This is a genomic window from Streptacidiphilus jiangxiensis (assembly GCF_900109465.1).
GTDB lineage: Bacteria > Actinomycetota > Actinomycetes > Streptomycetales > Streptomycetaceae > Streptacidiphilus > Streptacidiphilus jiangxiensis.
In genome coordinates this window covers 288,903-312,589 of record NZ_FOAZ01000002.1, presented here as the reverse complement: position 1 = coordinate 312,589, position 23,687 = coordinate 288,903, and the positions used below count along the sequence as shown (strand labels likewise).

The following is a 23,687-nucleotide window of genomic DNA, read 5'->3' as shown; positions in this document are numbered from 1 at the left end:
CATACCAGGACATTTGATTGGCCGCATGCGGAGGGTGTCACCCCGTCGGCGCAGCGGTACCACCGGCGGGCGCCGCCTTCTCCGTCTCCGGCACGGGCGTGCCCAGCAGCGACCGGAGCGGAGGGTGCTGGGCCAGCACGGCGCCCAGGGTGATGCCGAAGACGATCGCCGCCGACAGCACGATCAACCAGGAGAGCGCGGTCAGCACCAGCCCGAAGGAGCCGTACTGCTCCAGCGTGCGGTTGAGCGCGGTCGGCATGTAGATCTTCGCGGTGAGCCCCAGCGCGCTCGTCGCGACCGCCGACAGCACCGCGCCGGGCAGCAGCGGCAGCCAGGCGACCCGGCGCACCAGCAGCAGGTGCTGCGTCCACCACCACAGCAGCACGCTGGTCAGGAACGTCAACGGCGCCCCGAGCCACAGCCCCGCGCCGAACCCCTGCCGGACCGCCCCCTGGACCAGCAGGAACCCCACCAGGCAGACGATCCACATCAGCCACCGCCATACCGCCGGCCGACCGGCGGCCTTCTTCAGCTCCCAGGCGTCCGCGCAGACGCGCGCCAGTACCCGGCTGCAGCTGGTCGCGGAGATCAGCGCCATCAGCAGCCCGACGATCCCGACGGTCTGGTGCAGGCTGTCGGTGCTGTTACTGGCCTGCACGACGCTCTGCACCTGCTTGGCCGTGTCGCCGCTCAGTCCGAACGTCGTCCGCAGCGAGGACATCATCCGCTGCCTGACACTGTCGGGGGCGAACGCCCCGAGCGCGAAGAAGAGCGGGACGGTGGTCAGGAACAGCTGCGCGGCGAGCCGCGTCGCCGCGTCCATCAGGCCCACGTTGAGGATCCGCACCAGCAGCGCCCCGATGACCGGCCACCGCTCCTGCATCGTCTCGAACCGAGCCAGCGCGGCAGCCCTCAGTGCCTCGACCTTCGCTCGCATCCCCCGCGGCCCCTCGGCAGTGGACACTCACCCTCCCCGCTCCGGAACGACTGGCTCTGCCATCCTGTCCGGCCCGGAGCGGGGGGATCACCCGCTGTTGCTCCGTTCGGGTGTGCTCTACACCGATGGTGGGGTCGTCGGGGGCGGCGGGACGGTGCCCTGCCGCAGCGCGGCGAGACGGCGGTGGTAGTCGTCGACGTCGATGTCACCGCGGGCGAGGCGTTCGTCGAGAACCTGCTCGGCGGAGATCGGGCTCGGTCCCTGGCCCTGGGGCCGGCCCTGCGCCGGGCCTTGCACCGGGCCGGTCGGCGGAGCCGCCAGGCGCGCGCCACCGCCCGTGCCCGAGCGCCCGCCCCAGCGGGAGCGGCCGGTCAGGGCCCGGACGAGCAGCACGATCACCAGCAGCAGCACCACCCAGAAGAGCACCATGGTCACCCCCGAGAACACCCAGAACCAGCCGTGGTTCACGCCCCCGTGGATGCGCAGCGGTCCGTACGGTCCCATGGTCCTCGCCTGCCCTCACCTGCGAACTGCGTGGATACCTGCGTGATACCCGCCCGCGTGGGCCTCCCTGTGTCCCGCGCATGAAGACCCCATGAGAAAACCGACCGGTCTCAGGCCTGCAGGTGCGCCACCACCGCTTTCATCGCCTCCCGGACGGCGGCGCGGGACTCCCCGGTCGGCTCCTGGGCGTCGAAGCCGTGCCGGCCCGCGGGTACGTCGACGACCGTCAGCGTGGCTCCGCAGTCCGTGGCGGCCGCCACGAACTCCGTGACGGTCGCCGCGATCTCCGGGGACTCCAGACCCGCGCGGGTGAGCACGATCGGCAGCCCGTCCCCCTCCGCCGGGGCCACGTCCGGCAGGGCCGCCGCGGGCCGGAAGCGCGGGTCGACGCCGACCCAGCCGGCCAACGGGGCCAGGATCGGGTAGGTCGCGGCGACGCAACGCAGCCAGGGCGCGACGGGTGCGGTGAACGCGTCCGCCAGCAGCAGGCCCGCGCCGGAGAAGAACCAGAGCGCGATCCGGCTCGGGTCGACGCGCGGATCGGCGCGCACCAGTGCCACCGCCTCGGCGACGTCGGCCGCCGCGGTCGCGTAGTCGGCGGTCGTGTGCAGCCGGTGCTCGACCACCGCGCCGACCACGCCCTGGGCGGCGGCGTGGCGGGCGTAGCCGAGATAGAGGGGCCATTCGCGAGCCGAGGGCACCCCCTCGCGAGGCAGCGGCCCGCCGTGCACGAACACGACCGCGGGCTGGGGCCCCTCACCGTCGGGCAGGTGCAGGTCCACCCGGCTGCCGCGGACCACGGGCACCTCCGGCGCCTCGTCGGCGCCCAGCACGAAGGGACGCCGGTGGAACGGCAGGTCGGTGGGCGGGGTCAGTCGTTCGCCCTCGCCCGCGGCGGCCCGCAGCAGCGTCGCGGCCAGCTCGTCGGGGCAGGAGAGCATCGGCCAGTGCCCGGTGGCGAGCTCGAAGAAGCCCACCTCCGGCTCCGCAAGGAAGCGGAACTGCGGCATCCCGGCCGACACCAACCCCTGCACGGCGGCGATCGTCACCCCGGCCGCCGTGCACAGCACCCCGCTCGTCGGCACGTCCGCCCCGGCACCGACGAGCCGCAGCGGCTGCGTCAGCGTCCGCCCGGCAAGTGGCGCGGAGAGCGCGGTCAGCCGTTCCAGATCCTCGGGCGTCAGGCCGGAGGTGTCACCCCACCGTCCCCACTCCCCGGGCGCGGGCACCGGCACGACCGCGTCCGGCCGCTGGGCCAGCAGCGCGTGCGTCCCCGGATCCCGCACCAGCGCGAGCGGCCGGTCGCCGTCCTGCGGTATCCCGGCATCCAGGTAGACCACCCGCGCCACCCGCTCCACGCGGCGCTCGACCGCGCCGAGCACGGGATGGATCGCGTAGTCGTGCCCGACGAGCACCACGCGCGGTGCCTCCACCGCGTCGATCATCTGCACCAGCTCGGCGATGTGGGTCTCGAGATCCACCTCCCCGTCCTCTTCCTCAGCCTCACCCCCACTCGCGCCGCTCAACGTCGCGGCGTGCACCTCCGCGCCCGCCTCCCGCAGCTTCCCGCTCACCGTCTCCCACAACAGCCCCCCGGTGAACGGTCCGGAGGCCAGGACGAACGCTGCCGTGATGTCGTGATCGTTTCCCATGCCCCGCAGGCTAGGAACTCCCGTAGCGGGAGATTCAAGTCCTGCGGGGTGCTCGGACTCGGTCGTGTGGGCTCAACCGGGGATGTGCGGCGACGTGTAGTACCGGGGTCCGCTGCCGTACGCCCGCACGGGCGACTGCCGGCCCAGGTAGCGGTCGAACACGGGGTGTCCCTCGCTCAGGACCGTTCCCTCGATGGCGCGCAGCCCCTCTTGGTCCTTCTCCAGCAGGGCGTGGATCTCGACCGCCAGCACCACCTGCGGCTTGTCGGTGGCAGCCCTACCCGCGACGACCAGCACGTACCGGTGCCCGTCGGCCTCAGGACCGAGCCTCCAGCGCCCCCGGGCGTTGTCCCAGACCTTCGCGTCGGACAGACCCGGCTTCCAGCCTCCGGCGGTCCGACCGAGCTGGTCCGGCTCGTGCTCCCGGTACGCGCTGAGTGTGAGAACGATCATTCTTTCCCTTCCCCTCCGTGCGGTTGCTCAGGGCTTGACGGCCACTCCGCCGTACATCCCGATCCGGTCGTCCCCGTCGCGGACCTGCTCGTCCGGCCGCCACCGGGACAGCATCACCGGACCGGGGTCGATCGGCTCGAGGCCGTCGAAGAACGCGGCGATCTGCTCGCGGCTACGTACGGCGGTCCTCACCGACGATCGGGCATACGCCTTGGCCGTCGCATGGATCCCGTCCGGGTCCAGATCGGAGGTCACCTGCGACAGCACCAGCACGCTGCCCGGGGCGACGGCGTCCATCAGGGCCCGCACCGCGCCGTAGGGGTCGTCCTCGTCGGGGACGAAGTGCATCACCGCGACGATCAGCACCGCGACGGGCCGGTCGAAGTCCAGCCGGGCGCGTACTTCGGGGTTCTGCAGGATCTCCCCGGGCCGACGGACGTCCCCCGCGACGACGGTCGCGCCCTCCCCGCCGTGAGCGCGCGCATGCGCGAGCACGATCGGGTCGTTGTCGACGCCGACGATGCGCGCGTCGTGCCGTACCGACAGGGCGGTCTCGGCCGTACTGCCGGGAGCGGGCAGGCCCACGCCGATGTCCAGGAACTGGTCCAGGGCGGCCTCGGCAAGATGCCGTACGGCGCGGGTCAGGAACGCGCGGTTGACCCGGGCGAAGTCCCGGACCGGCAGCGCCTCCGCCGCCTGCTCCACGGCTGCGCGATCGACCGCGAAGTGCTCCTTGCCGCCCAGCAGGTAGGAGTAGATGCGCGCCGGCGTCGCCACGGTCCGGTCGATCTCCGGCGGCATCCACTGCGGGGCGGTCGGATCCCCTGCGCCCAACGGTCCCAACGGCTCCGAGTCCGGCACGTCGTCCTCCACCCCGTCGACAGTCCGCAGACCTTCCGAGCCTAGCGCGGGCCGTGAGTTCCTCTGCTCGCGGCAAGGCCGGTGGATCAACGGCCGCGGTCGGGCGTGTCTTGCCCGGTGGGGGCGCGAGTGCTTGGATGCAGCGCGTGACAGAGGATGCGCAGTTCGCGCGGGGGCCGGAGCAGTCCGGGTTTCCCCTGCCGGTGACCACTCTTGCCGGCTTCGGGGCGCGGTTGGGGGCCAGTCTCATCGACGCGGTGATTCTTGCGGTGCCGATGCTCGTACTTCTGGTGGTCGGTCGGGGACCGCTGGCCTCCGGGGGGCTCGTGCAGACGGTGCTCGGGCAGGCGATGTCGATCGTCTACGGCGGGGCGTTGGTCGCCGGCTACGGGCGGACCGTCGGGATGCGTGCGCTGAACATCCGCGTCGTCCCGCTCGACCCGAGTGCCGAACTGACCTCAGGGCAGGCGTGGTTGCGTGCGGTCGCGTTCAACCTGCCCTCGGTGCTGCCCGTCGTCGGGGTGTTCTGGGTCTTCGTCGACTGCCTCTGGATGCTCTGGGACAAGCCGAACTCGCAGACGCTGCACGACAAGATCGCCCGCACCGTCGTGGTGACCACGGTTCCGAGCCTGGCAGCCGGCTGAGGCGTTCGGGCTACTGACTCCCGCTGACCGGCGCCCAGAGGTCCATGCGCCATACGTTCGAGAGGATGAGGTGCCCCTTGGGGTACTCGAACTCGGCCTGCTCGACGAGTTCGAACCCCGCCTTCCGGCAGACCGCGTTCGACGCGGCGTGCTCGACGGAGGGGAAGGCGTGGAGAAAGCGGTGCCGGCCGTCGGCCCGGGCCCGGTCGGCGACCGCCAAGGTCGCCGCCACCGCCAGGCCGCGACCCTGGAACTCCGGGACGATCCCGTAGCCCGTCTCGTAGGCCGGCCCGCCGCCCCACGCGTGGTCCCAGAAGCCCGTCGATCCCACGACCTGGCCCACCGGCAGCAGCACGACGCGGAACATCGACCCGTTCGCCTCCGGGTCGAGATAGCGCCGGTGCCGCGCGAGGAGTTGTTCCTCCGTCTCCGGGCCGCCCAAATACTGCGTCATCTCGGGCGTGTTGGTTCTGCGGAGCAGGTCCAGGTCGTCCTCGGACCAGGGTTCCAGGCTGACTCGGGGGGCAGGGATCGATGCCATGACGTCACGATAGGCGCCGACCGACACCGGCCGGACGGATACCCTCGGGTGTACTGCCCCGAGGGGAGGGTGTCGTGCCGCCGCGTGAGCTGTTGAGTATCGGTGAGTTGGCCGAGCGGGCCGGGGTGACCGTGAAGGCGGTGCGGTTCTACTCCGAGCAGGGTCTGTTGCCCGAGGCGGAGCGGAGCGGCGGAGGGCATCGTCGGTACGCGCCGGAGGCGCTGGAGCGGCTGCGGACGATCCGGGCGCTGCGTGGGCTGGAGGTGCCGCTGCCGCAGGTCTCGCAGGTGATGGCGGAGCACGAGGACGGCGCCGACTCCGGGCTGCTGGGGGACCTGGTCGCGCGGCGGCTGGAGGCGCTGGGCGCCGAGATGCGGGCGTTGCGATGGCGGGAGGCCGCGCTGCGGCTGGTGCACGAGGCGGACGAGGGACAACGGACCGAGCTGGTGCGGATGGTCGGCGTCCTCGGGTCGCCGCCGAGCACGGACGCGCTGGCGCGGTACTGGCGCCGCCTGCTGCCGGGGCGGCTCGCGGCGCGGCTGCGGACGGCCGTCGTCGACGCGGCGGTGCCGACCCTGCCGGAGGAGCCGACGGCGGCGCACGTGCTGGCGTTCGCGCGGCTGCACGCGCTGACGGTTCAGGCGGACGACGCCTGCCTGGCCGAGCACCGGCCCGCGCCGCCCCGGCCGGACCTGCTCTACGACGGCCTGCGCGAGGCGTACGAGCTGAGCGTGCCCGCCCTGCGTGCCGGCCGCGAGCCCGGCACGGCCTCGGACGAGGCGGTGGACTGCTTCGTCGCCGCCCACGCGCGTTCCGCCGACCGCCGCGACACGCCCGTGTTCCGGCGGGAGCTGGGCCGGGCGCTGGCGGGCGGCGAGCACCCGGCGATGCGGTGCTACTGGCGCTGGGCGGGCGAGCTGAGCCCCGAACCGACGATCGGTGCCGCGCACAGCTGGCTGAGCTCCGCCCTGGCCGCGCGGCTCGGCGCGGGGGAGGACGGAGTGCCCGTTGCCGGGTGATCCGGCACCATGAGAGGGGGCGGGGGTACGAGCCCGGGATCCCAGGAGCTGACCGTGTCCGTCGACGTGCTGACCGAGACCGTGATCGCCCGCCCGCGCGACGTGGTGGCGGCGTATGCCGGGAACCCCGACCATGCGCCCGAGTGGTACGAGAACATCGCCTCCGTGGCCTGGCGCACCGATCCGCCGCTGGGCGTCGGGACCAGGCTCGAATTCGTGGCCGAATTCCTCGGCCGGACCCTCGCCTACACCTACGAGGTCGTGGAGTACGGCCCCGAGCGCATGGTCATGCGGACCGCCCAGGGCCCGTTCCCGATGGAGACCACCTACACCTGGGAACCCGTGGACGCGGCCCACACCCGGATGACCTTGCGCAACCGCGGCGAGCCGTCCGGCTTCTCGAAGCTCGCCGCGCCGTTGATGGCCGCCGCGATGCGGCGGGCCAACAGCAAGGACCTGGCCCGGCTCAAACTCCTGCTGGAGCAGGGCGAGTAGCCGAGCCCGGATCGTACTTGTAGCCGACGCCCCGGACGGTCACCAGACAGGCCCGGTGCGCGGACCCCAACTTGGTGCGCAGCCGGGCGATGTGGACGTCGACCGTGCGGGCGTCGCCGAAGGACGAGGGCTGCTCCCAGACGGCTCGCAGCAGCTGCCGACGGGTGAACACGCACCGGCGATGCTCCACCAGGTAGCTGAGCAGGTCGAACTCACGGCGGGTCAGCCGGAGCGGACGACCGTCCACCACGGCGATGCGGCCCAGGCCGTCGACGACCAGGCCGTCGACGACCAGGCTGCCGACCACCAGGTGGGCAGTCGGACCAGTGAGCGCGGGGTGGAGCCGCCGGACGCGGGTACGGGCGTAGCTGACGGACATGGGGACTCTCCTTCCGATCCGGGCACGGCGTGTTCAGGCGGCGGTCGGGCCGTTGCGCGGGCCGTCGGGGCCGTGGGCCTCGGCGTGGGCGCAGATCGCGTCGGCGGCGGGGAGGGGGAGGTCGAGATGCTGGGCCAGCCAGGCGGGGCGGTGGCCCTGGAGGGCGAGGATGTAGGCGGCGTGGACGCGGGCGTCGTAGGCGATGTCCGGGGAGGTCGTTGCGGCGAAGTCGCGCGGGTCGAGCAGGTAAGCGCGCTCCACGCCGTCGCGCAGGGCGAGGCGCAGGACGCCGCGGGCCGTGGACGGTTCGTCGCGCAGCAGGGCGCTGAGCTCGGCGGGACGCAGGGTCGCGGTGGTGCTGGTCATGACGAAGAGACTCCTCGTGCGGACGCCACGCCGCGCCGTGCCGCAGACCGGGTCGAGGGTCGCCAGGCGGGCGGGCGGTGAATGGGAGAGAAGGGTGCGCGTGGACGGGCGGATGCCGCGTCAGGCCGCGCTGCGGCCGGGCAGGGCAGCGCCCGTTCTGGGACAGGACTCGTCCACGGGTCTCGCCTCCCTCCGGGCCGTCGCTCCGGCGCCGGGCCGGAGCGCTGATCTCTTCGTACAACTTGTCCAGCATAGATCAAGGTCGGCACGTGGCTGCAAGCAGCGTTGACGCATCCGATACGGCTCGCATGGTGTGTCGACTGGCGGGCGCCGTGTCCCGGGGATTGGATGGTGGTGATCCCGCCCCCTCGCACAGACGTGGAGAGGAACTGCGTTGAACGTGATCGGAAACCTCCCGGGCGCCCCTTGTTGGGCGCAGCTGAGCGCGCGCGACTCCGCAGCGGCCCAGCAGTTCTACGGACAGCTCTTCGGCTGGACCGCCGAAACCGATCCGGACCCCCAGTACGGCGGTTACACGACCTTCTCGCTCGGCGGGAAGCCGGCCGCGGCCGTGGCCCCTTTGATGAACCCGCAGCAGCCGGTCATGTGGCTGCTCTCCTTCGCCGCTCCAGGCGTCGACGCCGCGGCCGAGACGGCGAAGGGCGCGGGCGCGCAGGTGTGGATGGGCCCCATGGACATCGGCGACCTGGGCCGCTGGGCGCTGCTCAGCGATCCGACGGGCGCGCCCTTCGCGGTGTGGGAGGGCAAGAAGTTCAGCGGCTTCGGCGTCGCGGACGAGCCGAACTCGCTCGGCTGGATCGACCTGTCGACGCGTGACGTCGACGCGGCCGTGGCCTTCTACAAGAACGTCTTCGGCTGGCAGGTCTGGCCGAACGACGAGTACCCGATGGTCGGCCTGTCCGACTCCATGTTCGGCGGGGTGATGGCCATGGGCGACATGTTCCCGCCCGAGGTGCCCTCGCACTGGAACCCGTTCTTCGCCGTCACCGACGTGGACGCCGCCGCAGCCAAGGCCGGCAGCCTTGGTGCCGAGGTGCTGCACGGCCCGGTGGACGTCGAGATGGAGAACGGCCCGCGCCTCGCCGTCATCCGCGACCCGCAGGGCGCCACCTTCGGCGTCTTCGCTCCGCGCGAGAGCTGAGCGCGGCGTCCACGAAGGACGCGCTGCACCGAGAAGTCCTGGCCGCACGGCCAGGACTTCTCGCGTCGGGGCGCTCAGCCTGCTTCGGTGCCGGGCGGGCGCAGCTCCGCGGCGACGGTGGCCAGGACGGCGTCGGCGGACTCGTCGGCGAGGAAGAAGTGGCCACCGGGGTAGAGGTGCTGCGTCGTCGGGCCGGTGGTCGTCGGCGCCCAGAGGGCCAGGTCGGCCGGGGTGTAATGGTCGCGGTCGCCACCGAGTAGGGACAGCGGGCAGGTCAGCGTCGGCCCGGCGGGCGGCGCGGCGTGGAACGTCTCGCACAGTGCGTAGTCGGCCCGCAGCACCGGCAGGATCAGGTCCAGCAGTTCGGGATCGGCGAGGACCTCCTCCGGCGTGCCGCCCATCTCGCGCAGGTCGGCGACGAGCTCGTCGGCCGTCCAGCCGCCGCGCCCCGACTTCCGCAGCTCGGTCCCGGGGCCGCCCGCTCCGCTCAGCAGCAGCCGCCGGGGTGCGGGCGCGCCGAGCCGCGCGGCGGTGGCGGCGACGCCGTGGGCGAGCAGCGCGCCCATGCTGTGGCCGAACAGCGCGTAGGGCCGGTCCAGCGTGGGCCGCAGCGCCGCGTAGAGGGCGGCCACGGCGGTCGCGTAGTCGGTGAGCGGGTCCTCGACGAACCGGCTCTCGCGGCCGGGCAACTGGACGGCGCAGACCTCGATGTCCTGCGGCAACAGGGCGGCCCAGGAGCGGTAGAAGTTCGGTCCGGCGCCAGCCGGGTGGAAGCAGATCAGCCGCAGCCGGGCCTCCGGGCGGGGCGTGTAGGTCTTCAGCCAGAGGCTGTTGGTGCCGAGCGGGGCGGACGGCGTGGGCATGGGGCGCTGCTTTCCTTGCGTGGTGAACCGACGAACCTCGGTGTGCCGGGGCGGAGGCGCTGCCCCTGGCACCCTGGAGGATCATGTCAAACCGCGCGTGGACGTGCGGATCGTGCTTCCCCGGTGCGGGTGGCCGTCCGCACCGCTCGTGTGACGTGGCGCGGACGAGCGGACGCCCGAAGGGCTCAGCGGACCTGCGTCCAGGCCGGGCTCTCCACGAACGCGGCCAGCTGTGCCCGGGTGAGCGGGGGCGGCCCCCAGGGTGCGCCGAAGGTCTGACCGGGCCGCAGGCCCTTGGTCCCGCCGACGGCGATGACGGAGATGGTCCACCGGCTCGGGTAGGACAGGCCGGCCGTGTTGACGGTTCCGGCGTGGGCGCCCCAGGCGCCGGGCGGTTCGGTCTCCTCGACGAGGGTGGCGCCGCCGGGCAGTGTGGTGACCGCGCAGTTCCAGGAGGCCGGGTCGTCGTGGCAGGCGCCCGCGTCGAACGGGCCGAACGGGCTCTGCGCGGGCACGGCCTTCGGGTCGTAGGAGCTGATGATCAACGCGGCGGCACGGCCGTCCTTGGTGATGACGTACGTGCCGTCGAGCGGGGACGTCGCGAAGTTCTTGGGCTTCTTCATCCCGGGCGGCAGCGGCGTCGGCGCCAGGTCCTTGATCTTCGTCACGGTGCCGATGCCCGGCGGCAGCAGACTCGCGACGAGCGCCGCCGCGTCCTGGGCGGGGCGGGGCGGCGTGGCGGCCTGCGTGGTACTGGTCGGTCCCGGCCTGGCGGTCGCCCCGGCGGCTGCTCCGACGCCCGCGGCGCCCTGCGCCTGGTGCGGCAGCAGCACGGCCAGGCCGGCGACGAGCGCGAGCCCCGCGCTCGTGCCTGCCAGGGCGGTGGCCCGGCGCCGGTGCTGACGGCGGGTCGCCTTGGCCAGCACCACGTCGGTGATGTCCTCGTTCGGGGGGCGGAGCCCCTCCAGGGCCTTGTCCATCAGATCCCTCACTGTGTAGTCCGTCATCGGTTGACCCCGTGCATCTGCGTCAGCTCCTCGTCCACGACCGTGCCCGCCGCGTCTCCCATCACGTCGCGCAGCGCCGCGCGCAGGACGTCGAGGCCGCGCGCGGTCTGGCTCTTCACCGTCCCCTCGGAGACGCCGAGCAGTTCGGCCGTGGCCTGGACGCTCTGGTCCTCGAAGAAGCGCAGCACCAGCACCGCCCGCTGCCGGGGTGCGATCCGCCTTAGCGCGGCGCGTACGGCCAGCCCCAGATCCGCGTCCGGGCCCGAGGCGGGGGCCTCCGGCAGTTCGCCGTGGGGTCGCTCGCGGTGCCACAGGCGCCGCTGTGAGGCGATGAAGGTGGTGACCAGGGTGCGGCGCGCGTACGCGTCGAGGTGGTCGATGGGTCGGCGGCCGCGCCGGGCCAGCACGACCTTGATCAGCGTGGTCTGCACCAGGTCCTCGGCCGCGTGCGCGTCGCCGCACAGCAGGTACGCGCTGCGCAGCAGCGCGTGGCGCCGATGGCTGAGGAACTCCCGCAGCTCTGGATCGTCCCTGTGCACTCCTGCGTCCCCCATCGTTCGCCCATCGCGTTCCATCCCTATGGAGGGGGTGGGACGGCCGGGAGGTTGGGGGTCTCTGCGAAGATTCTTTCAAGGGATCGGTGACGTACGGGGGCACGGTGAACGGCGATCGGCTTCAACAGGCCTTGGCGGAACTGGCGCAGGGCCGTGGTCCCGGCGTCTTCGCGCTCGTGACGCAGGACGGGGAGCCGGTGTTCAGCGGCTGCGTCGGCACCGCCGATCTCGCTCGGCCGAGGCCGATCCGTGCCGAGGACCGTTTCCGCGTCGCTTCCGTCACCAAGCCCTACGTCGCCGCAGTCGTCCTGCTGTTGGAGTCCGAGGGGGTGCTCCGGCTCGACGACGTGGTCGAGCGGTGGCTGCCGGGCCTGGTCCCGGACGCCACCGCCATCACCGTGGAGCACCTGCTGCGGATGCGTTCCGGCCTGCCGGACTACGTGCGCACGGTGCTCGGCGACCCGCTCGAACCCGCCCGTCTGCAGCGGTACTTCCCGCCCGAGGAGCTCGTCGGCATCGCCCTCGCCGAGCCCGACCGGTGGAAGCCGGCGGCCGGCTGGCGCTACTGCAACACCGACTACGTCCTGCTCGGGCTGATCGTCGAGCGAGCCACCGGCCGCGCCCTGCGCGACCTGCTCCAGGAGCGCGTGTGCGAGCCCCTCGGGCTCACCGCCACCTACCTTCCGGACCGGGAACTCGAGCTGAGGCCCCCGCATGTGCGCGGTTACCTGCGCCGCGACGCGGAGTCGGGCTTCGAGGACGTCACCGAGTACACCGCGTCCGAGGCCTGGGCCTCGGGCGCGCTCGTCTCCACCGCCGCCGAGGTGGCACGGTTCCTCGACGCCCTCCTCGGCGGGCGCCTGCTACCGCCGGAGCAGCTCGCGCGCATGCGCGACGCCACCCGCGCGGCTCCCGACCTCGACTATGGCCTGGGCCTGATGCGCTACGCCCTCGACGACGGCACGGTCCTGCACGGTCACCTGGGCACGCACTACGGTGTCCTGTCCTACGCCTTCGGCGACGACCGGGGGCGGACGGTGGTCATCCACCAGAACTGCTGGGACGAGGTCGCCGGGGGCGTTCCGCGACACAGCGCCTTCCTGGAGGCTGCCTTCGCGCGGTGACGACCGGCGTTCGTCACTCCTCGCCCAGCTCCGTGAAGAGCGTCAACTGAAGCGCCCCCGGCGCCTCCAGACGCGAGTTGAGCGAGTTCCACGGGGTACGGGTCGGTTCGGCCAGCACCTCCGCGCCCGCCGCGGCCAGGCGGGCGGTGACGGCCGGGGCGTCGTCCACCTGGAAGGCCACCCGGATCTGTCCGGCGACCCGGCGGCCCACCTCGACGTCGTCGATGAAGGCCGCGTGGCCGGGGTCGGCGATCTCCAGGGTGGCCCGGCCCGCCTCCAGGATGGTCACCCTCCCGTCGGGGGAGGAGAACGCCCCGCGCTCGGGCAGGCCGAGGACGTCGCGGTAGAAGCGCAGCGCCTCCTCGTAGTCGGCGGCGGTGACCACCAGGCGCAGTTCCCGGACGGTGGCTTCCTCGGTCTTGGGGCGTTCCACGGGACGTTCCCTTCCTCGTGCGGATCCGATCAGCTCATCATCGCCCCGCGCCGGGCGGGCTGGTGAGGATGACGAGCTGCTGTGTCGCGCGCGTCATCGCCACGTAGCGGTCCACCGCGCCCTCGATCCCCTCGCCGAACGACTCCGGGTCGACGAGCACGGTCAGGTCGAACTCCAGGCCCTTCGAGAGTTCCGGCGTCAGGGGACGCACCCGTGCGCTCGGCTCGAAGCCGGGCGCGCCACCAGGCGCCGCGATGACGCAGGCGACGCCCTCGGCATGCTCCGCCAGCCACGCGTCGAGGATCGACTCCAGCTCGGCGACGGAGCCGTGCCGGACGGGCAGACCGCTGCTGCGGACCGAGGTCGGCACGTTCGCGTCGGGCAGGGCGCGCCGGATCACCGGCTCGGCCTCGGCCATGACCTCCTCCGGCGTCCGGTAGTTGACGCTGAGGGAGGCCACCTCCACCTGGTCCAGCCCGATCCGCTCCAGCCGTTCGCGCCACGACTCGGTGAACCCGTGCCGCGCCTGGGCCCGGTCCCCGACGACGGTGAGGCTGCGGGAGGGGCAACGCTGCAGCAGCATCTGCCACTCCGCGTCGGTCAGCTCCTGGGCCTCGTCCACGACGATGTGCGCGAACGGACCGGCCAGCAGGTCGGGGTCGAGCGGGACGAGGCCGCTGCCGTCGACCAGGCTCGCGCGCAGGTCCGCGCCGCGGAGCATGGTCACCGCGCCCTCGCCGTCGTCGTCGGCCTGGAGGATGTTCTCGATGACGCCCGCCATCCGCTCGCGCTCGGCGGCGAGCGCGGCGTCGTGGCGACGCCTGCGGCGGGCCGCCTCCGGGTCGCCGAGCCGACGGCGGGCCGCGTCCAGCAGCGGCAGGTCGGCGACGGTCCACGCCTGCGGGTCCTCGCGCTGCAGCGCCCGGACCTCCTCGCGGCTGAGCCACGGTGCGCACAGTCGCAGGTAGGCGGGCACCGACCACAGGTCGCCGACCAGGTCGGCGGCCTCCAGCAGCGGCCAGGCGCGGTGCAGGGCGGTGGCCAACTCCTCGTCGCGGCGCAGCGACCGGAGGAACGACGCCGGGGAGACGCCGCCGTCCTCCAGGTCGAGCTTGTCCATCAGGATCGTGGCGAGCTCCTCCCAGATCTGCTCGCGCGCCTCGTTGTGCGGGGTGCCCGGGTCCGGTGCGCGGAAGGCGTCGGCCCAGTCCTCGGCGCTCACCCACAGATCGGCCCAGTCGGTGGTGACCTCCAGGCCCTCGGTGGGCGGCTCCTCGTAGATCGAGACGGCCCTCTCGATCGCCTTGACCATGTCGGCGCTCGACTTCAGCCGCGCCACCTGCGGGTCCGTCTCGGCGGCCGCGTCGGCGCCCTCGGCGACCAGGTCGCGCACGGTGCAGGTCTGCACGCCCTCCTCGCCGAGGCTCGGCAACACGTCGGCGACGTAGGCGAGGTAGGGCTGATGCGGGCCGACGAACAGCACCCCGCCGCGGCGGTGCCCGAGCCGCGGGTCGGAGTACAGCAGGTATGCGGAGCGGTGCAGGGCGACGACGGTCTTGCCGGTGCCGGGCCCGCCGTCGACGACGAGGGCGCCGCGTGAGCCGGCCCGGATGATCGCGTCCTGGTCGGACTGGATGGTGGCCAGCACGTCGCGCATCCGCTCGGAGCGGTTGGTGCCGAGACTGGCGATGAAGGCCGACTGGTCGTCCAGCGCCGCCCGGCCCGGGGCCAGCGCGTCGGCGGTGAAGACCTCGTCCCAGTAGTCGGTGATCCGGCCCCTGGTCCAGCGGTAGCGGCGGCGGCTCGCCAGGCCCATCGGGTCGCCGTGGGTCGCGGCGAAGAACGGCTCGGCGGCGGGGGAGCGCCAGTCGACCAGCAGGCGCCGCCCGGCGCTGTCGGTGAGGCCCAGCCGCCCGATCCATACCGGCTCGGCGCCGTCCTCGGCGACGACGTGCCCGAGGCACAGGTCCAGCCCGAACCGTTGCAGCGCGCGCAGTCGGCTGCTCAGACGGTGCACCTCGGCGTCCCGGTCCATCGCCGCGCGCCCGACCCCGCCGGGTGCACGGCGCGCCTCGTCGAGCCGCGCGGTCAGCTCCGCGACCGCCTCGGCGAGGCTGCGCGCGACGGCGGCGAAGTGCTCCTCGTCCCGCCCGATCAGGGCCGGGTCGGCCTTGGCGGCGAGCCGCTCGGACAGGGCGAACGCACTGGTGGCGAGGTTGCTCATAACTCCCGTTTCGGCAGGTTTACGACCTAGGCCGACGATTGTGCGGCAGGTGGGGGGCCTTGCGGCAAGACCCCCCATGTGCTATAGGTTGTTAATGGCGGAGAGTGTGTTCTTCCTCCCTCGCCTTCCTTTCCGCCACGCGGTGCTCGCGCTTCTGCCAGGGTTCGCGGTATGAGTGATCATGACCTGGACGACGGAGTGGTGCGGCTCCGCATATGGGCGGCCAGCGACGCCGGCTGGTACGCCGAGAGCGTCCGCGAGTCCCTGATCCAGCGCTTCACGACCGACCCGCCGACGCTGGACGCGGCGGAGGTGCGGATGGCGATCGTCCGCATGCGGGCGTCGGTCGACCGGGAGGGACTTCTCGTCGCCGACGCCGTCACCGGGGAGCGATTGGGCAACATCGCCCTGCGACATGACGGCCAGTCGGGTGAGGTCTCCTACTGGGTGGCCGCGGAGGCGCGCGGACGCGGGGTGGCGACGCGGGCGGTGGGGTTGTTCACCACGTGGGCCTTCCGCGAGACGGGCGTGCGCGAGCTGTGGCTGCGGGCGCACCGCGACAACGTCGCCTCCCAGCGGGTCGCCGTGCGGGCGGGGTTCCACCGCGATCCCACGCGCGACACGTCGAAGCAGATCAAGGGCGAACTGTGGCCACTGCTCGGCTACACCCTCCGCCGTCCCGACTGACGGCCGGTGAGCCGGTCGCGTCACCCGGAGTTGGTGCGGGGTTAATGCGGCCGTTCCTTGCGGCGAGGAGGCCCGTCGGGCGAAAGTTGGCTATACAACTTCGAGCCGATCGAAACGAGGGCCCATGCTGCCTGCCGACGTCCCCGCCCTGTGGCTGCGGGACAACTGCGCCTGTCCTGACTGCCGCGACCCGCTGACCGGGCAGAAGCTCTTCCAGATCACCGATCTGCCCGAGCACCTGACCGTGGACGCCGTCCGCCCGCTGGCCGACCAGGACGGATGGGAGCTGGTCTGGGCCCCTGACGGCCACGTCTCGCGCTACACCGCCGCCTGGCTCGCGCAGCCCGCTCAGCCGGACCCGCGCACCGAGGACGCCAAGCAGCTGTGGGGCAGTGCGGCGGATCTCGCCGACAGGCTCCCGGAGGCCGACTGGACCGCCTACCGCGAGGACGACGCGGTGCGCCTGCGCATGCTGGAGGCCGTCGCCCGCCTCGGCTTCTGCCTGCTGCGCGACGTGCCGCTGCGCGACGGCCAGGTGCAGGAGGTGGCCCGCAGCTTCGGTTACGTCCGCGAGACCAACTACGGCACCCAGTTCGAGGTGCGCGTCGAGGAGCGGCCCAACAACCTCGCGTTCACCAACGTCGCGATCACCCCGCACACCGACAACCCCTACCGCGACCCCGTGCCGACGCTGCAGCTGCTGCACTGCCTGGTCAACGACGCCGAGGGCGGCGACTCCGGCCTGGTCGACGGCTTCGCCGCGGCCGCCGCGCTGCGCGAGGGCGATCCGGCGGCGTACGCCGCCTTGACCGGCACGCCCGTGCCGTTCGCCTTCCGCGACGACACCACCGAGCTCGGCGCCCACCGCCCGCTCATCGCCACCGACCCGGTCGGCCGCGTCAACGAGGTGCGGTTCAACAACCGCTCGCTCGGCACGCTGCGCCTGCCCGCCGCGCAGACCGAGGCCTTCTACGCCGGCTACCGGGCCTTCGCCCGCCTGCTGCTGGACCCGGCACGCCAGTTGGACTTCCGACTGAACCCCGGTGACTGCCTGGTCTTCGACAACACCCGTCTGCTGCACGCCCGCACGGCGTTCGCGCGCGGCGGCGCCCGCCACCTCCAGGGCTGCTACGCCGACCTGGACCACCTGTTCAGCACCATGGCCGTGCTCGGCCGCAAGGAGGCGCAGCCGTGCTGACCCCCCAGCAGGTCGTCGACATCCTCGCGAACCTCTTCGACGGCGAGGGCGCGGACGACTACCTCGGCGAGGACGTCACCCAGGCCGAGCACATGTTCCAGGCCGCCGCGCTGGCCGCGGCCGAGCAGGCCCCGCCCGCGCTGGTCGCGGCCGCGCTGCTGCACGACGTCGGCCACTTCCGTGGCGCGGTCCACGGCCGGGAGCTGATGGCGGGCGAGCGCGACAACCGCCACAGTCACCAGGGCGCGGACTGGCTCGCCCCGTGGTTCGGCCCCGACGTCACCGAGCCGATCCGCCTCCACGTCGCCGCAAAGCGCTACCTGTGCGCGGCCGAGCCCGACTACTTCGCCCGCCTGTCCGCGGCCTCGGTCCACACCCTCTCCCTCCAGGGCGGTCCGATGACGCCCGCCGAGGCGGACCGTTTCGCCGCCGAGCCCTACGCGACCGACGCGGTCCGCCTGCGTCGCTGGGACGACGACGCGAAGGACGTCACGGTCGCGGTCCCGGGCTTCGACCACTACCGCGCCCTGCTCGCGGAGCTGGTGGTCGGGCCGTAGCGTGGGGTCATGGCGATCGACCTGTTCGCGGGCGTCCACGTCGGCGACCTCGACGCGGCGACGGCGTGGTACACGGCGGTGCTGGGCGCGGAGCCGGCCTTCCGGCCGAACGACACCGAGGCGGTCTGGGAGCTCGCCGAGCACCGCTACCTCTACGTACGCCTCGGCCCCGCCCACGCCGGCCACGCCGTCGTGACGGTCCTGGTCGGCACCACGGCGGACCTCGACGCCCGGGTCGCCTCGACCGCCGCCCGCGGGATCGAGCCCGCGCTGCGCGAGACGTACGACAACGGCGCGTGCAAGGCCGTCTACCAGGACCCGGACGGCAACGAGCTGGGTTTCGGCGGGGTGCCGTGAGGCCGGACCGGGCCCGGCCTCAGGCGCCCACGGTGCCGTCGACGCCCTCGCGCAGGAAGTCCGCGTGGCCGTTGTGGCGGCCGTACTCCAGCAGGACGTGGACCATCACCATCCGCAGCGAGACCTCCTCCTCCCACCGGGGCTGGTAGCCCGCCAGGTCCAGGGAGTCGGCCTCGCGCTCGACCCGGCGGGAGTTCTCGACCTCGGCCTCCCAGGCGGTGAACGCCTCCTGCCGGGTCGACGCGCTCGCGTCGTACGCGGCCTGGAAGTCGATCTTGTCCGACCACACCATGGGTGCGTCGTTGTCCTCGAAGACCCGCCGGAACCAGGCGCGCTCGACCTCGGCCATGTGGCGCACCAGGCCGAGCAGCGAGAGCGTCGACGGGGGCATCGACTGCTGCCGCAGCTCCTCGTCGGTGAGCCCCTCGCACTTCATGGCGAGGGTCGCCCGGTGGTAGTCGAGGAAGGCCCGCAGCATCTCCCGCTCGCTGCCGAAAGCGGGCGGTCCGATGCGGTTGTCGTCGGTCATCTGCTCTGCTCCTGATCGCTCGTGTCCCGCATTCGCGTCAACGCCGTCGAGGCGAGGGAGTTGTGGACGGTGAACGCGACCGTTCCGGCGCGGTAGCGGTCCTCGGACCACTCCACCGGGAGGCCGGTCGGGTCGCTGGTGCGACGGCGCTCGCGCAGCAGCGGGGTGCCCGCCGGGCAGGTCAGCAGGCGGGCGTCGTCGGGGTCGGCGAAGGCGAGGTCCAGGGTGTGGTCCGCGTCGGCGAGCAGGATGCCGTGGGCCTCCAGACCCTCCGTCACCGACACCGTGTCCGGCGGAAGCGAGTCCACCAGCGCGCCGACCGCCTCCGGGTAGACGGTGCGCTCCACCATCACCGGCTCCCCGCCGAGCGTGCGCAGCCGCAGCACCCACAGCACCCGCGCACCCGGCGCGAGCCGCAGCCGGTCCGCCTCGACGGCATCCGCCGCGCGCCACTCGGAGGCGACCACCGAGCCTCCCGGCTCCTCGCCCAGTGAGCGCGCCCACCGGGTGAAGCTGGACAGCTCCGCGAAGCTCTGGACCCGCGGCTGCTCCAGCACCACGCGCCGGGTGCCGCGTCGTGAGGTGACCACACCCTCGGCGCGCAGCAGCGCCAGCGCCTGCCGGACGGTGCCGCGCGAGACGCCGTGCGTCTCGGCGAGCGCCTCCTCGGACGGCAGGCGGCCGCCCTCGCCGTAGACACCGGCCAGCACGTCGGCGCGCAACGCAGCCGCCAGCTGCCGATAACGCGCTGTTCCCTGCGAGTTCGCCACGTCGTGATCCTCCCACGCCCCACCCGCACCACGCGGATCTCACCTCCCGGAACGGCCGTTGACAACGGAGCGTGTGGGAAGTTTGACTGCGCGTGTCGCCGCCACACCAGGAGCACGAGGCTCCATCGGGACTCGCGGCGTGAAGGACGCTCCCTCTCTTGCAGATCTTGCAGACAGCGACCGATACGTTATTCCATGTCAGGCCTTACACGCCCCACTGCGCCCTGATCCAGGCCGAGGGCGACCACGCGGTGATCGGCGTCTCGCCCGGCAACAGCTACTTCTCCCAGCAGCGCCTGATCGACCTGGCCCGTTGGGGTGCGGCGAACTTCCGTCAGGTCGACCTGGTCCACACCGACCTGTACGTCGCCGAGATGTACGAGGCGCTCGGCTACACCGAGGACGACGCCCGCCGGAAGGCGGTCAAGAACCTGCGCGGGGTGCGCGCCAAGGTGCGCACCGCCGTCGAGGAGGTCGACGACGGCGAGGGCCGGATCCGGTCCCACGCCATGTCGGACTTCCAGGCGGTCCCCGCCTACAGGCGCCTGCACGAGGAGCTGTGGCGGCGGCTGGACACCGATCCGGAGTTCCGCGCCGTGATCGACCGGCTCGTCGGCGCGTTCCTGGAGAGCAAGGTGCTCGGGGAGGGCCGGACCGCGACCGCCGTGCAGCGCGAGGTGTGCCTGCGCTACATCTGCGCCGAAGCGCCGCTCTTCCTCGACAGCCCGGCCATCCTCGACGTGCCGTCCTCGCTCAACTGCTACCACCAGCTGCTGCCGTTGGCGGAGCTGCTCTACTCGCGCGGCTACGGCCTGCGCGCCTCACGCAACCAGGGCCATGCGATCGTCACGCCGGCCACCGAAGGGGGACACCGGAATGCCGCTTGACACTGCGTCGACCGAGACCGCGTCGATCGAGGTCGGCGACCTGCCCGCGTTCCCGTTCTCCTGGCGCGGCGACCGACTGCCCGACGAGATCGAGGAGCTGCGCGCCGAACCGGTCAAGCGGGTGCGGACCATCGCGGGCGACCCGGCCTGGCTGGTCTCCTCCCACGCCCTGTGCAAGCAGGTGCTGGAGGACCGGCGGTTCAGCCTGAAGGACACCTCCGCACCGGGCGTGCCGCGCCAGTACGCGCTGACGATCCCGCCCGAGGTCGTCAACAACATGGGCAACATCACCGGCGCGGGGCTGCGCAAGGCCGTGCTCAAGGCGATCAACCCCAAGGCCCCGGGCCTGGACGAGTGGATGCGCGAACAGGCCGCCGTGTTCGTCGACGGCCTGCTCGCCGCCGGCGCGCCGGCGGATCTCCGGCACGGCTTCGCCAACCCGTACTCGGAGGCCCTGCACTGCCGCATCCTCGGCATCCCGTTCGAGGACGCGCCCCGGCTGGCGAGCAGCCTGGACATCGCGTTCATGAACTCCGCCTGCCCGGTCGCCGGTGCCAAGCTCAACTGGGACCGCGACATCTCCTATATGACGGACCGTCTGGACGACCCGGCCACCACCGGGTTGATGGCGGAGCTCGCGGCCCTGCGCTCCGACCCGGACTACGCCCACCTGACGGACGAGATGCTGGCCACCGTCGGCGTCACCTTCTTCGGCGCCGGTGTCGTCTCCACGGCCGGGTTCCTCACCATGGCGTTCGTGACGCTGCTGCAGAACCCGGAGCTGCGGGCGCGGCTGCGCAAGGAGCCGGAGCTGGCCCCGGCGGCGGTCGAGGAGCTGTTGCGCGTCAACCTCTCCATCGGCGACGGGCTGCCCCGACTCGCCCTGGAGGATGTGCAGTTGGGTGACGTGCTGGTCCGCGCCGGCGAACTGGTGCTGGTCCTGGTCGAGGGCGCCAACAGCGACCCGGAGGTCTTCGCGAACCCGGACGCGATCGACCTGGCCCGGCCCAACAGCGCCGCACACCTCTCCTTCGGTGGCGGGCAGCACTACTGCCCGGCCACGGCGTTGGGCCGCCGACACGCGGAGATCGCCATCACCACACTGCTGGACCGCATGCCCGAGCTGGACCTGGCCGTTCCGATCGAGCAACTGGTCTGGCGCACGGGCTACATGAAGCGCCTGCCGGAGCGGCTGCCGGTGCTCTGGTAGCCGCCGGGGCGGCGGCGGCCTCAGTCGAGGTCCAGCTCCTTGCGGGCCTCCGCGACCTGCCGCAGCACGCCGTGGGCGGCGGAGCTCCCCGCGAGCTCCGCCGCCTCCCGCAGCAGGTCGGCCGCGTCCTCACGCCGGTCCTGCTGCGCGGCGAGGTAGGCCAGCCCGACGAGGTTGGCCGCCACACCGGGCGCGAACCCCAGCTCCCGGCGCAGGCGGGTGGACTCCTCCAGCTGCGCCCTCGCCTGCTCCGGCCGTCCGGCCATGTGGTCGGCGAAGCCGAGGTGGCGCAGGACGTAGGAGACGGTCAGCCGGTCCGCGGCCCCGGTCGCGAGCCGCAGCGCGTCCTCGTAGTACGGCCGGGCGGTCTGCGCGTCGCCGCGCGTGATGTGGTGGACGGCGCCGACCCAGAACAGCGCCTCGCCCTCGCCGCGGACGTCGCCGAGCTCCCGGTACAGCTCGGCGGCCCGCTCGAACAGTTCCAGCTCGCGGGCGTTGTCGGCCCGCTCGTCGAGGAAGCGCGCGTGGAGCAGCCGACCCCGGGCCAGGGCGACGTCGGCCTCGACGGCGTCGAGACCCCGTTCGGCGTCCGGCAGGGCGCTGCTGTCACCCCCGAAGGCCGCACGCTCGTAGGCGAGTTGGGCCTGTTCGAGGCGGAGGTCCGCGTTGTCCGGTGTCGTCATGGCGCGATCGTATCCGCCTCCTCGAACAGGGAGCGGTCGATGGCGCGCTTGAGGATCTTGCCGGTCGCGCCCTTGGGCAGGGCGTCGACGAAGGCGACCAGGTGGGGGACCTTGTAGGCGGAGAGCCGTTCCTTGGCCCAGGCGCGCAGCGCCGCCGCGTCCGGGGTGGCGCCGGGGCGCAGGGCGATCGCTGCGGCGACCTCCTCGCCGTAGTGGTCGTCCGGGACTCCGACCACGGCCGCCTCGACCACGTCGGGGTGGGTGTAGAGGACCTCCTCGACCTCACGCGGGTAGACGTTGTAGCCGCCGCGGATGACGAGGTCCTTCGTGCGGTCCACGATGAACAGCTCGCCGGTCTCGTCGAGGCGGCCCAGGTCTCCCGTGGCGAGCCAGCCGTCGCGGAGCACCTCGGCGGTGGCCTCGGGGCGGCCCCAGTAGCCCTTCATGACCACCGGCCCGCGCACGTGGACCTCGCCGATGCCGCCTGTCGGTACCTCCCCGCCGTCCAGGGCCCGGATCGCGACCTCGCAGCCCGGCAGCGCGGCGCCGACCGAGCCGACGGTGGCCCCGCGGTCGGTGACCTGCACGGTGGCCGAGCCGGTCGTCTCGGTCAGGCCGTAGCCCTCCAGGATCGTGCAGCCGAAGCGCTTCTCGAAGGCGCGCTTGACCTCGCCGGGCAGCGAGGCTCCGCCGGAGGAGGCGAGACGCAGGCTGGCGAAGTCGGCCGGGTCGGCGTCGCCCGCGGCGTGCAGCAGTGCGTTCCACATGGTCGGGACCCCGGCCGTGGTGGTGAGCCGGTGGTCGCGGATCAGGTCCAGCATCTCGCGCGGGTCGAACCGGGGGAGCAGGGAGAGCGAGGCGCCCACGCGCAGTGTGGTGGCCAGCAGGCAGGCCTGGCCGAAGACGTGGAACAGCGGCAGTGCGGTGCCCGCCCGGTCGTCGGGGCCGAGCCCGTGCACCCGCTCGAAGATCGACGCGCAGGCGTGCAGGTTGCCGTGCGTGAGCATGGCGCCCTTCGGGCGGCCGGTGGTGCCGGAGGTGTAGAGGATCGCGGCGGTGTCGTCGGCATCGACGGTCACGGGGCCGTTCGGCAGCGCCTCGCCGGGAGCGTCGGGCCCGGCAGGACCGCCCAGTTCACGTCGCAGCGCCCAGAACGGCACGCCGACGGCGGCGGCCGCCGCGGCGGCGGCGGGCGCGGCGGACGCGGGTCCGGAGGCCGGCCCGGCGGAGAGGGCATGCCAGGCGATGACCAGGCCGATGCCGGCGTCGGCGCCGATGTACTCCAGTTCGGGCGCCGTCGCCATGGTGTTCGCGGTGACCGCGATCGCGCCGACGGAGAGCAGCCCGTGGTAGGCCGCGACGAACTCCGGCACCGAGGGGGCGACCAGCAGTACCCGGTCGCCCGGCCCGATCCCGGCCGCGCGCAGCCGGGCGGCGAAGGCGGCGACGTGGTCGCGCAGCGTGGCGTAGTCCCAGCGCTGACCGGCGGTGCCGAGGAGGGCGGGACGGTTCGGGGCGGAGGCGGCGTGGTCCCAGAGCGGTTGCGCGGCGTTCGACATGGGTCTCCTTCCGGAGGGCGGCGATCCGGTGC

General features: G+C 73.0%; 28 protein-coding genes. 11 read left to right on the top strand and 17 right to left on the bottom strand.

Going from position 1 to position 23,687, the window contains the following annotated elements:
• Positions 1-37 precede the first annotated feature (37 nt).
• From BMY61_RS04895 to BMY61_RS04875, 5 genes are all read right to left on the bottom strand, one after another.
• Entirely contained in the window at positions 38-937 is a 900-nt protein-coding gene (locus tag BMY61_RS04895; RefSeq protein WP_042454477.1) for a YhjD/YihY/BrkB family envelope integrity protein, read from the bottom strand.
• Positions 938-1,054: 117 nt separating this feature from the next.
• Positions 1,055-1,441, bottom strand: a complete 387-nt coding sequence (locus BMY61_RS04890; protein ID WP_042454475.1) for a hypothetical protein — start codon at positions 1,439-1,441, stop codon at positions 1,055-1,057.
• 110 nt (positions 1,442-1,551) lie between these two features.
• A complete protein-coding gene (locus tag BMY61_RS04885; protein ID WP_042454473.1) occupies positions 1,552-3,093 on the bottom strand; it encodes a dienelactone hydrolase family protein in 1,542 nt (513 codons plus the stop codon).
• 72 nt (positions 3,094-3,165) lie between these two features.
• Positions 3,166-3,546, bottom strand: a complete 381-nt coding sequence (locus BMY61_RS04880; RefSeq protein WP_042454467.1) for a hypothetical protein — start codon at positions 3,544-3,546, stop codon at positions 3,166-3,168.
• Between the two features lie 27 nt (positions 3,547-3,573).
• The gene (locus BMY61_RS04875) at positions 3,574-4,419 is read right to left on the bottom strand and encodes an SAM-dependent methyltransferase (RefSeq protein ID WP_201777620.1); all 846 of its coding nucleotides are present in this window, start codon (positions 4,417-4,419) and stop codon (positions 3,574-3,576) included.
• Positions 4,420-4,553: 134 nt separating this feature from the next.
• Here BMY61_RS04875 and BMY61_RS04870 point away from each other — a divergent pair, with 134 nt between their 5' ends.
• The gene (locus BMY61_RS04870) at positions 4,554-5,051 is read left to right on the top strand and encodes an RDD family protein (protein WP_161791310.1); all 498 of its coding nucleotides are present in this window, start codon (positions 4,554-4,556) and stop codon (positions 5,049-5,051) included.
• Between the two features lie 10 nt (positions 5,052-5,061).
• On the opposite strand, the gene BMY61_RS04865 is transcribed toward BMY61_RS04870, so the two are convergent.
• Positions 5,062-5,592 (bottom strand): GNAT family N-acetyltransferase, encoded by a 531-nt coding sequence (locus tag BMY61_RS04865; protein ID WP_042454576.1) that lies wholly within the window; start codon positions 5,590-5,592, stop codon positions 5,062-5,064.
• A 74-nt stretch (positions 5,593-5,666) separates the two neighbouring features.
• Between BMY61_RS04865 and BMY61_RS04860 the strand changes: the two genes are divergently transcribed.
• Positions 5,667-6,611 carry a MerR family transcriptional regulator gene (locus BMY61_RS04860; protein ID WP_042454464.1) on the top strand — a complete coding sequence of 315 codons (945 nt, stop codon included), beginning with the start codon at positions 5,667-5,669 and terminating at the stop codon, positions 6,609-6,611.
• Between the two features lie 54 nt (positions 6,612-6,665).
• Entirely contained in the window at positions 6,666-7,106 is a 441-nt protein-coding gene (locus BMY61_RS04855; protein WP_042454462.1) for an SRPBCC family protein, read from the top strand.
• Here the strand turns inward: BMY61_RS04855 and BMY61_RS04850 are convergent.
• Together BMY61_RS04850 and BMY61_RS04845 are read right to left on the bottom strand one after the other, a co-directional pair.
• The gene (locus BMY61_RS04850; RefSeq protein ID WP_052439147.1) at positions 7,078-7,485 is read right to left on the bottom strand and encodes a winged helix-turn-helix domain-containing protein; all 408 of its coding nucleotides are present in this window, start codon (positions 7,483-7,485) and stop codon (positions 7,078-7,080) included. The genes BMY61_RS04855 and BMY61_RS04850 overlap by 29 nt on opposite strands.
• Before the next feature lie 33 nt (positions 7,486-7,518).
• The gene (locus BMY61_RS04845; protein WP_063773340.1) at positions 7,519-7,851 is read right to left on the bottom strand and encodes a hypothetical protein; all 333 of its coding nucleotides are present in this window, start codon (positions 7,849-7,851) and stop codon (positions 7,519-7,521) included.
• Between the two features lie 400 nt (positions 7,852-8,251).
• On the opposite strand from BMY61_RS04845, the gene BMY61_RS04840 reads away from it, so the two are divergent.
• Positions 8,252-9,013 (top strand): VOC family protein, encoded by a 762-nt coding sequence (locus BMY61_RS04840; RefSeq protein WP_236656473.1) that lies wholly within the window; start codon positions 8,252-8,254, stop codon positions 9,011-9,013.
• Between the two features lie 74 nt (positions 9,014-9,087).
• On the opposite strand, the gene BMY61_RS04835 is transcribed toward BMY61_RS04840, so the two are convergent.
• The 3 genes from BMY61_RS04835 to BMY61_RS04825 form a co-directional block, all read right to left on the bottom strand.
• Positions 9,088-9,876: a thioesterase II family protein gene (locus BMY61_RS04835; protein ID WP_042454456.1), complete on the bottom strand. Its 789-nt coding sequence runs from the start codon at positions 9,874-9,876 to the stop codon at positions 9,088-9,090.
• Between the two features lie 185 nt (positions 9,877-10,061).
• Positions 10,062-10,883 (bottom strand): hypothetical protein, encoded by an 822-nt coding sequence (locus BMY61_RS04830; protein ID WP_143094164.1) that lies wholly within the window; start codon positions 10,881-10,883, stop codon positions 10,062-10,064.
• Positions 10,880-11,437, bottom strand: a complete 558-nt coding sequence (locus BMY61_RS04825) for a SigE family RNA polymerase sigma factor (protein WP_042454451.1) — start codon at positions 11,435-11,437, stop codon at positions 10,880-10,882. The genes BMY61_RS04830 and BMY61_RS04825 overlap by 4 nt, the downstream gene beginning before the upstream one ends.
• 104 nt (positions 11,438-11,541) lie before the next feature.
• On the opposite strand from BMY61_RS04825, the gene BMY61_RS04820 reads away from it, so the two are divergent.
• A complete protein-coding gene (locus tag BMY61_RS04820) occupies positions 11,542-12,561 on the top strand; it encodes a serine hydrolase domain-containing protein (RefSeq protein WP_161791309.1) in 1,020 nt (339 codons plus the stop codon).
• 13 nt (positions 12,562-12,574) lie between these two features.
• On the opposite strand, the gene BMY61_RS04815 is transcribed toward BMY61_RS04820, so the two are convergent.
• Both BMY61_RS04815 and helR read right to left on the bottom strand, forming a co-directional pair.
• The gene (locus tag BMY61_RS04815; protein ID WP_042454448.1) at positions 12,575-12,994 is read right to left on the bottom strand and encodes a VOC family protein; all 420 of its coding nucleotides are present in this window, start codon (positions 12,992-12,994) and stop codon (positions 12,575-12,577) included.
• A 37-nt stretch (positions 12,995-13,031) separates the two neighbouring features.
• Positions 13,032-15,218, bottom strand: coding sequence for an RNA polymerase recycling motor ATPase HelR (gene helR / locus BMY61_RS04810; protein WP_042454446.1), 2,187 nt, complete (start codon positions 15,216-15,218; stop codon positions 13,032-13,034).
• 171 nt (positions 15,219-15,389) lie between these two features.
• On the opposite strand from helR, the gene BMY61_RS04805 reads away from it, so the two are divergent.
• The 4 genes from BMY61_RS04805 to BMY61_RS04790 all read left to right on the top strand — a co-directional run bounded on the left by BMY61_RS04805 (position 15,390) and on the right by BMY61_RS04790 (position 18,017).
• Positions 15,390-15,905: a GNAT family N-acetyltransferase gene (locus tag BMY61_RS04805; protein WP_082015383.1), complete on the top strand. Its 516-nt coding sequence runs from the start codon at positions 15,390-15,392 to the stop codon at positions 15,903-15,905.
• A 124-nt stretch (positions 15,906-16,029) separates the two neighbouring features.
• Positions 16,030-17,103, top strand: coding sequence for a 2-trimethylaminoethylphosphonate dioxygenase (gene tmpA / locus BMY61_RS04800; RefSeq protein ID WP_042454444.1), 1,074 nt, complete (start codon positions 16,030-16,032; stop codon positions 17,101-17,103).
• The gene (locus BMY61_RS47045; protein ID WP_042454443.1) at positions 17,097-17,660 is read left to right on the top strand and encodes a phosphonate degradation HD-domain oxygenase; all 564 of its coding nucleotides are present in this window, start codon (positions 17,097-17,099) and stop codon (positions 17,658-17,660) included. Before tmpA ends, BMY61_RS47045 begins: the two co-directional genes overlap by 7 nt.
• Before the next feature lie 9 nt (positions 17,661-17,669).
• Positions 17,670-18,017: a VOC family protein gene (locus BMY61_RS04790; RefSeq protein WP_042454441.1), complete on the top strand. Its 348-nt coding sequence runs from the start codon at positions 17,670-17,672 to the stop codon at positions 18,015-18,017.
• Positions 18,018-18,036: 19 nt separating this feature from the next.
• Here BMY61_RS04790 and BMY61_RS04785 read toward each other — a convergent pair whose 3' ends face one another.
• Together BMY61_RS04785 and BMY61_RS04780 are read right to left on the bottom strand one after the other, a co-directional pair.
• Positions 18,037-18,546, bottom strand: a complete 510-nt coding sequence (locus BMY61_RS04785; protein WP_042454439.1) for a DinB family protein — start codon at positions 18,544-18,546, stop codon at positions 18,037-18,039.
• Complete coding sequence (locus tag BMY61_RS04780; RefSeq protein ID WP_042454437.1) at positions 18,543-19,316, bottom strand: GntR family transcriptional regulator; 774 nt, start codon at positions 19,314-19,316, stop codon at positions 18,543-18,545. Before BMY61_RS04780 ends, BMY61_RS04785 begins: the two co-directional genes overlap by 4 nt.
• Positions 19,317-19,474: 158 nt before the next feature.
• Between BMY61_RS04780 and BMY61_RS04775 the strand changes: the two genes are divergently transcribed.
• Both BMY61_RS04775 and BMY61_RS04770 read left to right on the top strand, forming a co-directional pair.
• Entirely contained in the window at positions 19,475-20,203 is a 729-nt protein-coding gene (locus BMY61_RS04775) for a cyclodityrosine synthase (protein ID WP_082015382.1), read from the top strand.
• Entirely contained in the window at positions 20,193-21,413 is a 1,221-nt protein-coding gene (locus BMY61_RS04770; RefSeq protein ID WP_082015381.1) for a cytochrome P450, read from the top strand. The genes BMY61_RS04775 and BMY61_RS04770 overlap by 11 nt, the downstream gene beginning before the upstream one ends.
• Before the next feature lie 20 nt (positions 21,414-21,433).
• On the opposite strand, the gene BMY61_RS04765 is transcribed toward BMY61_RS04770, so the two are convergent.
• Entirely contained in the window at positions 21,434-22,096 is a 663-nt protein-coding gene (locus tag BMY61_RS04765) for a tetratricopeptide repeat protein (protein ID WP_042454431.1), read from the bottom strand.
• Positions 22,093-23,655 carry an AMP-binding protein gene (locus BMY61_RS04760; RefSeq protein ID WP_042454430.1) on the bottom strand — a complete coding sequence of 521 codons (1,563 nt, stop codon included), beginning with the start codon at positions 23,653-23,655 and terminating at the stop codon, positions 22,093-22,095. Before BMY61_RS04760 ends, BMY61_RS04765 begins: the two co-directional genes overlap by 4 nt.
• Between the last annotated feature and the right edge of the window lie 32 nt (positions 23,656-23,687).

Bases quoted from the DNA above. Each gene is read 5' to 3' on its own strand.
- BMY61_RS04895 (WP_042454477.1), bottom strand. From the start codon at position 937: ATGCGAGCGAAGGTCGAGGCACTGAGGGCTGCCGCGCTGGCTCGGTTC.
- BMY61_RS04890 (WP_042454475.1), bottom strand. From the start codon at position 1,441: ATGGGACCGTACGGACCGCTGCGCATCCACGGGGGCGTGAACCACGGC.
- BMY61_RS04885 (WP_042454473.1), bottom strand. From the start codon at position 3,093: ATGGGAAACGATCACGACATCACGGCAGCGTTCGTCCTGGCCTCCGGA.
- BMY61_RS04880 (WP_042454467.1), bottom strand. From the start codon at position 3,546: ATGATCGTTCTCACACTCAGCGCGTACCGGGAGCACGAGCCGGACCAG.
- BMY61_RS04865 (WP_042454576.1), bottom strand. From the start codon at position 5,592: ATGGCATCGATCCCTGCCCCCCGAGTCAGCCTGGAACCCTGGTCCGAG.
- BMY61_RS04850 (WP_052439147.1), bottom strand. From the start codon at position 7,485: ATGTCCGTCAGCTACGCCCGTACCCGCGTCCGGCGGCTCCACCCCGCG.
- BMY61_RS04845 (WP_063773340.1), bottom strand. From the start codon at position 7,851: ATGACCAGCACCACCGCGACCCTGCGTCCCGCCGAGCTCAGCGCCCTG.
- BMY61_RS04835 (WP_042454456.1), bottom strand. From the start codon at position 9,876: ATGCCCACGCCGTCCGCCCCGCTCGGCACCAACAGCCTCTGGCTGAAG.
- BMY61_RS04830 (WP_143094164.1), bottom strand. From the start codon at position 10,883: ATGACGGACTACACAGTGAGGGATCTGATGGACAAGGCCCTGGAGGGG.
- BMY61_RS04825 (WP_042454451.1), bottom strand. From the start codon at position 11,437: ATGGGGGACGCAGGAGTGCACAGGGACGATCCAGAGCTGCGGGAGTTC.
- helR (WP_042454446.1), bottom strand. From the start codon at position 15,218: ATGAGCAACCTCGCCACCAGTGCGTTCGCCCTGTCCGAGCGGCTCGCC.
- BMY61_RS04805 (WP_082015383.1), top strand. From the start codon at position 15,390: ATGAGTGATCATGACCTGGACGACGGAGTGGTGCGGCTCCGCATATGG.
- tmpA (WP_042454444.1), top strand. From the start codon at position 16,030: ATGCTGCCTGCCGACGTCCCCGCCCTGTGGCTGCGGGACAACTGCGCC.
- BMY61_RS04790 (WP_042454441.1), top strand. From the start codon at position 17,670: ATGGCGATCGACCTGTTCGCGGGCGTCCACGTCGGCGACCTCGACGCG.
- BMY61_RS04785 (WP_042454439.1), bottom strand. From the start codon at position 18,546: ATGACCGACGACAACCGCATCGGACCGCCCGCTTTCGGCAGCGAGCGG.
- BMY61_RS04770 (WP_082015381.1), top strand. From the start codon at position 20,193: ATGCCGCTTGACACTGCGTCGACCGAGACCGCGTCGATCGAGGTCGGC.
- BMY61_RS04765 (WP_042454431.1), bottom strand. From the start codon at position 22,096: ATGACGACACCGGACAACGCGGACCTCCGCCTCGAACAGGCCCAACTC.
- BMY61_RS04760 (WP_042454430.1), bottom strand. From the start codon at position 23,655: ATGTCGAACGCCGCGCAACCGCTCTGGGACCACGCCGCCTCCGCCCCG.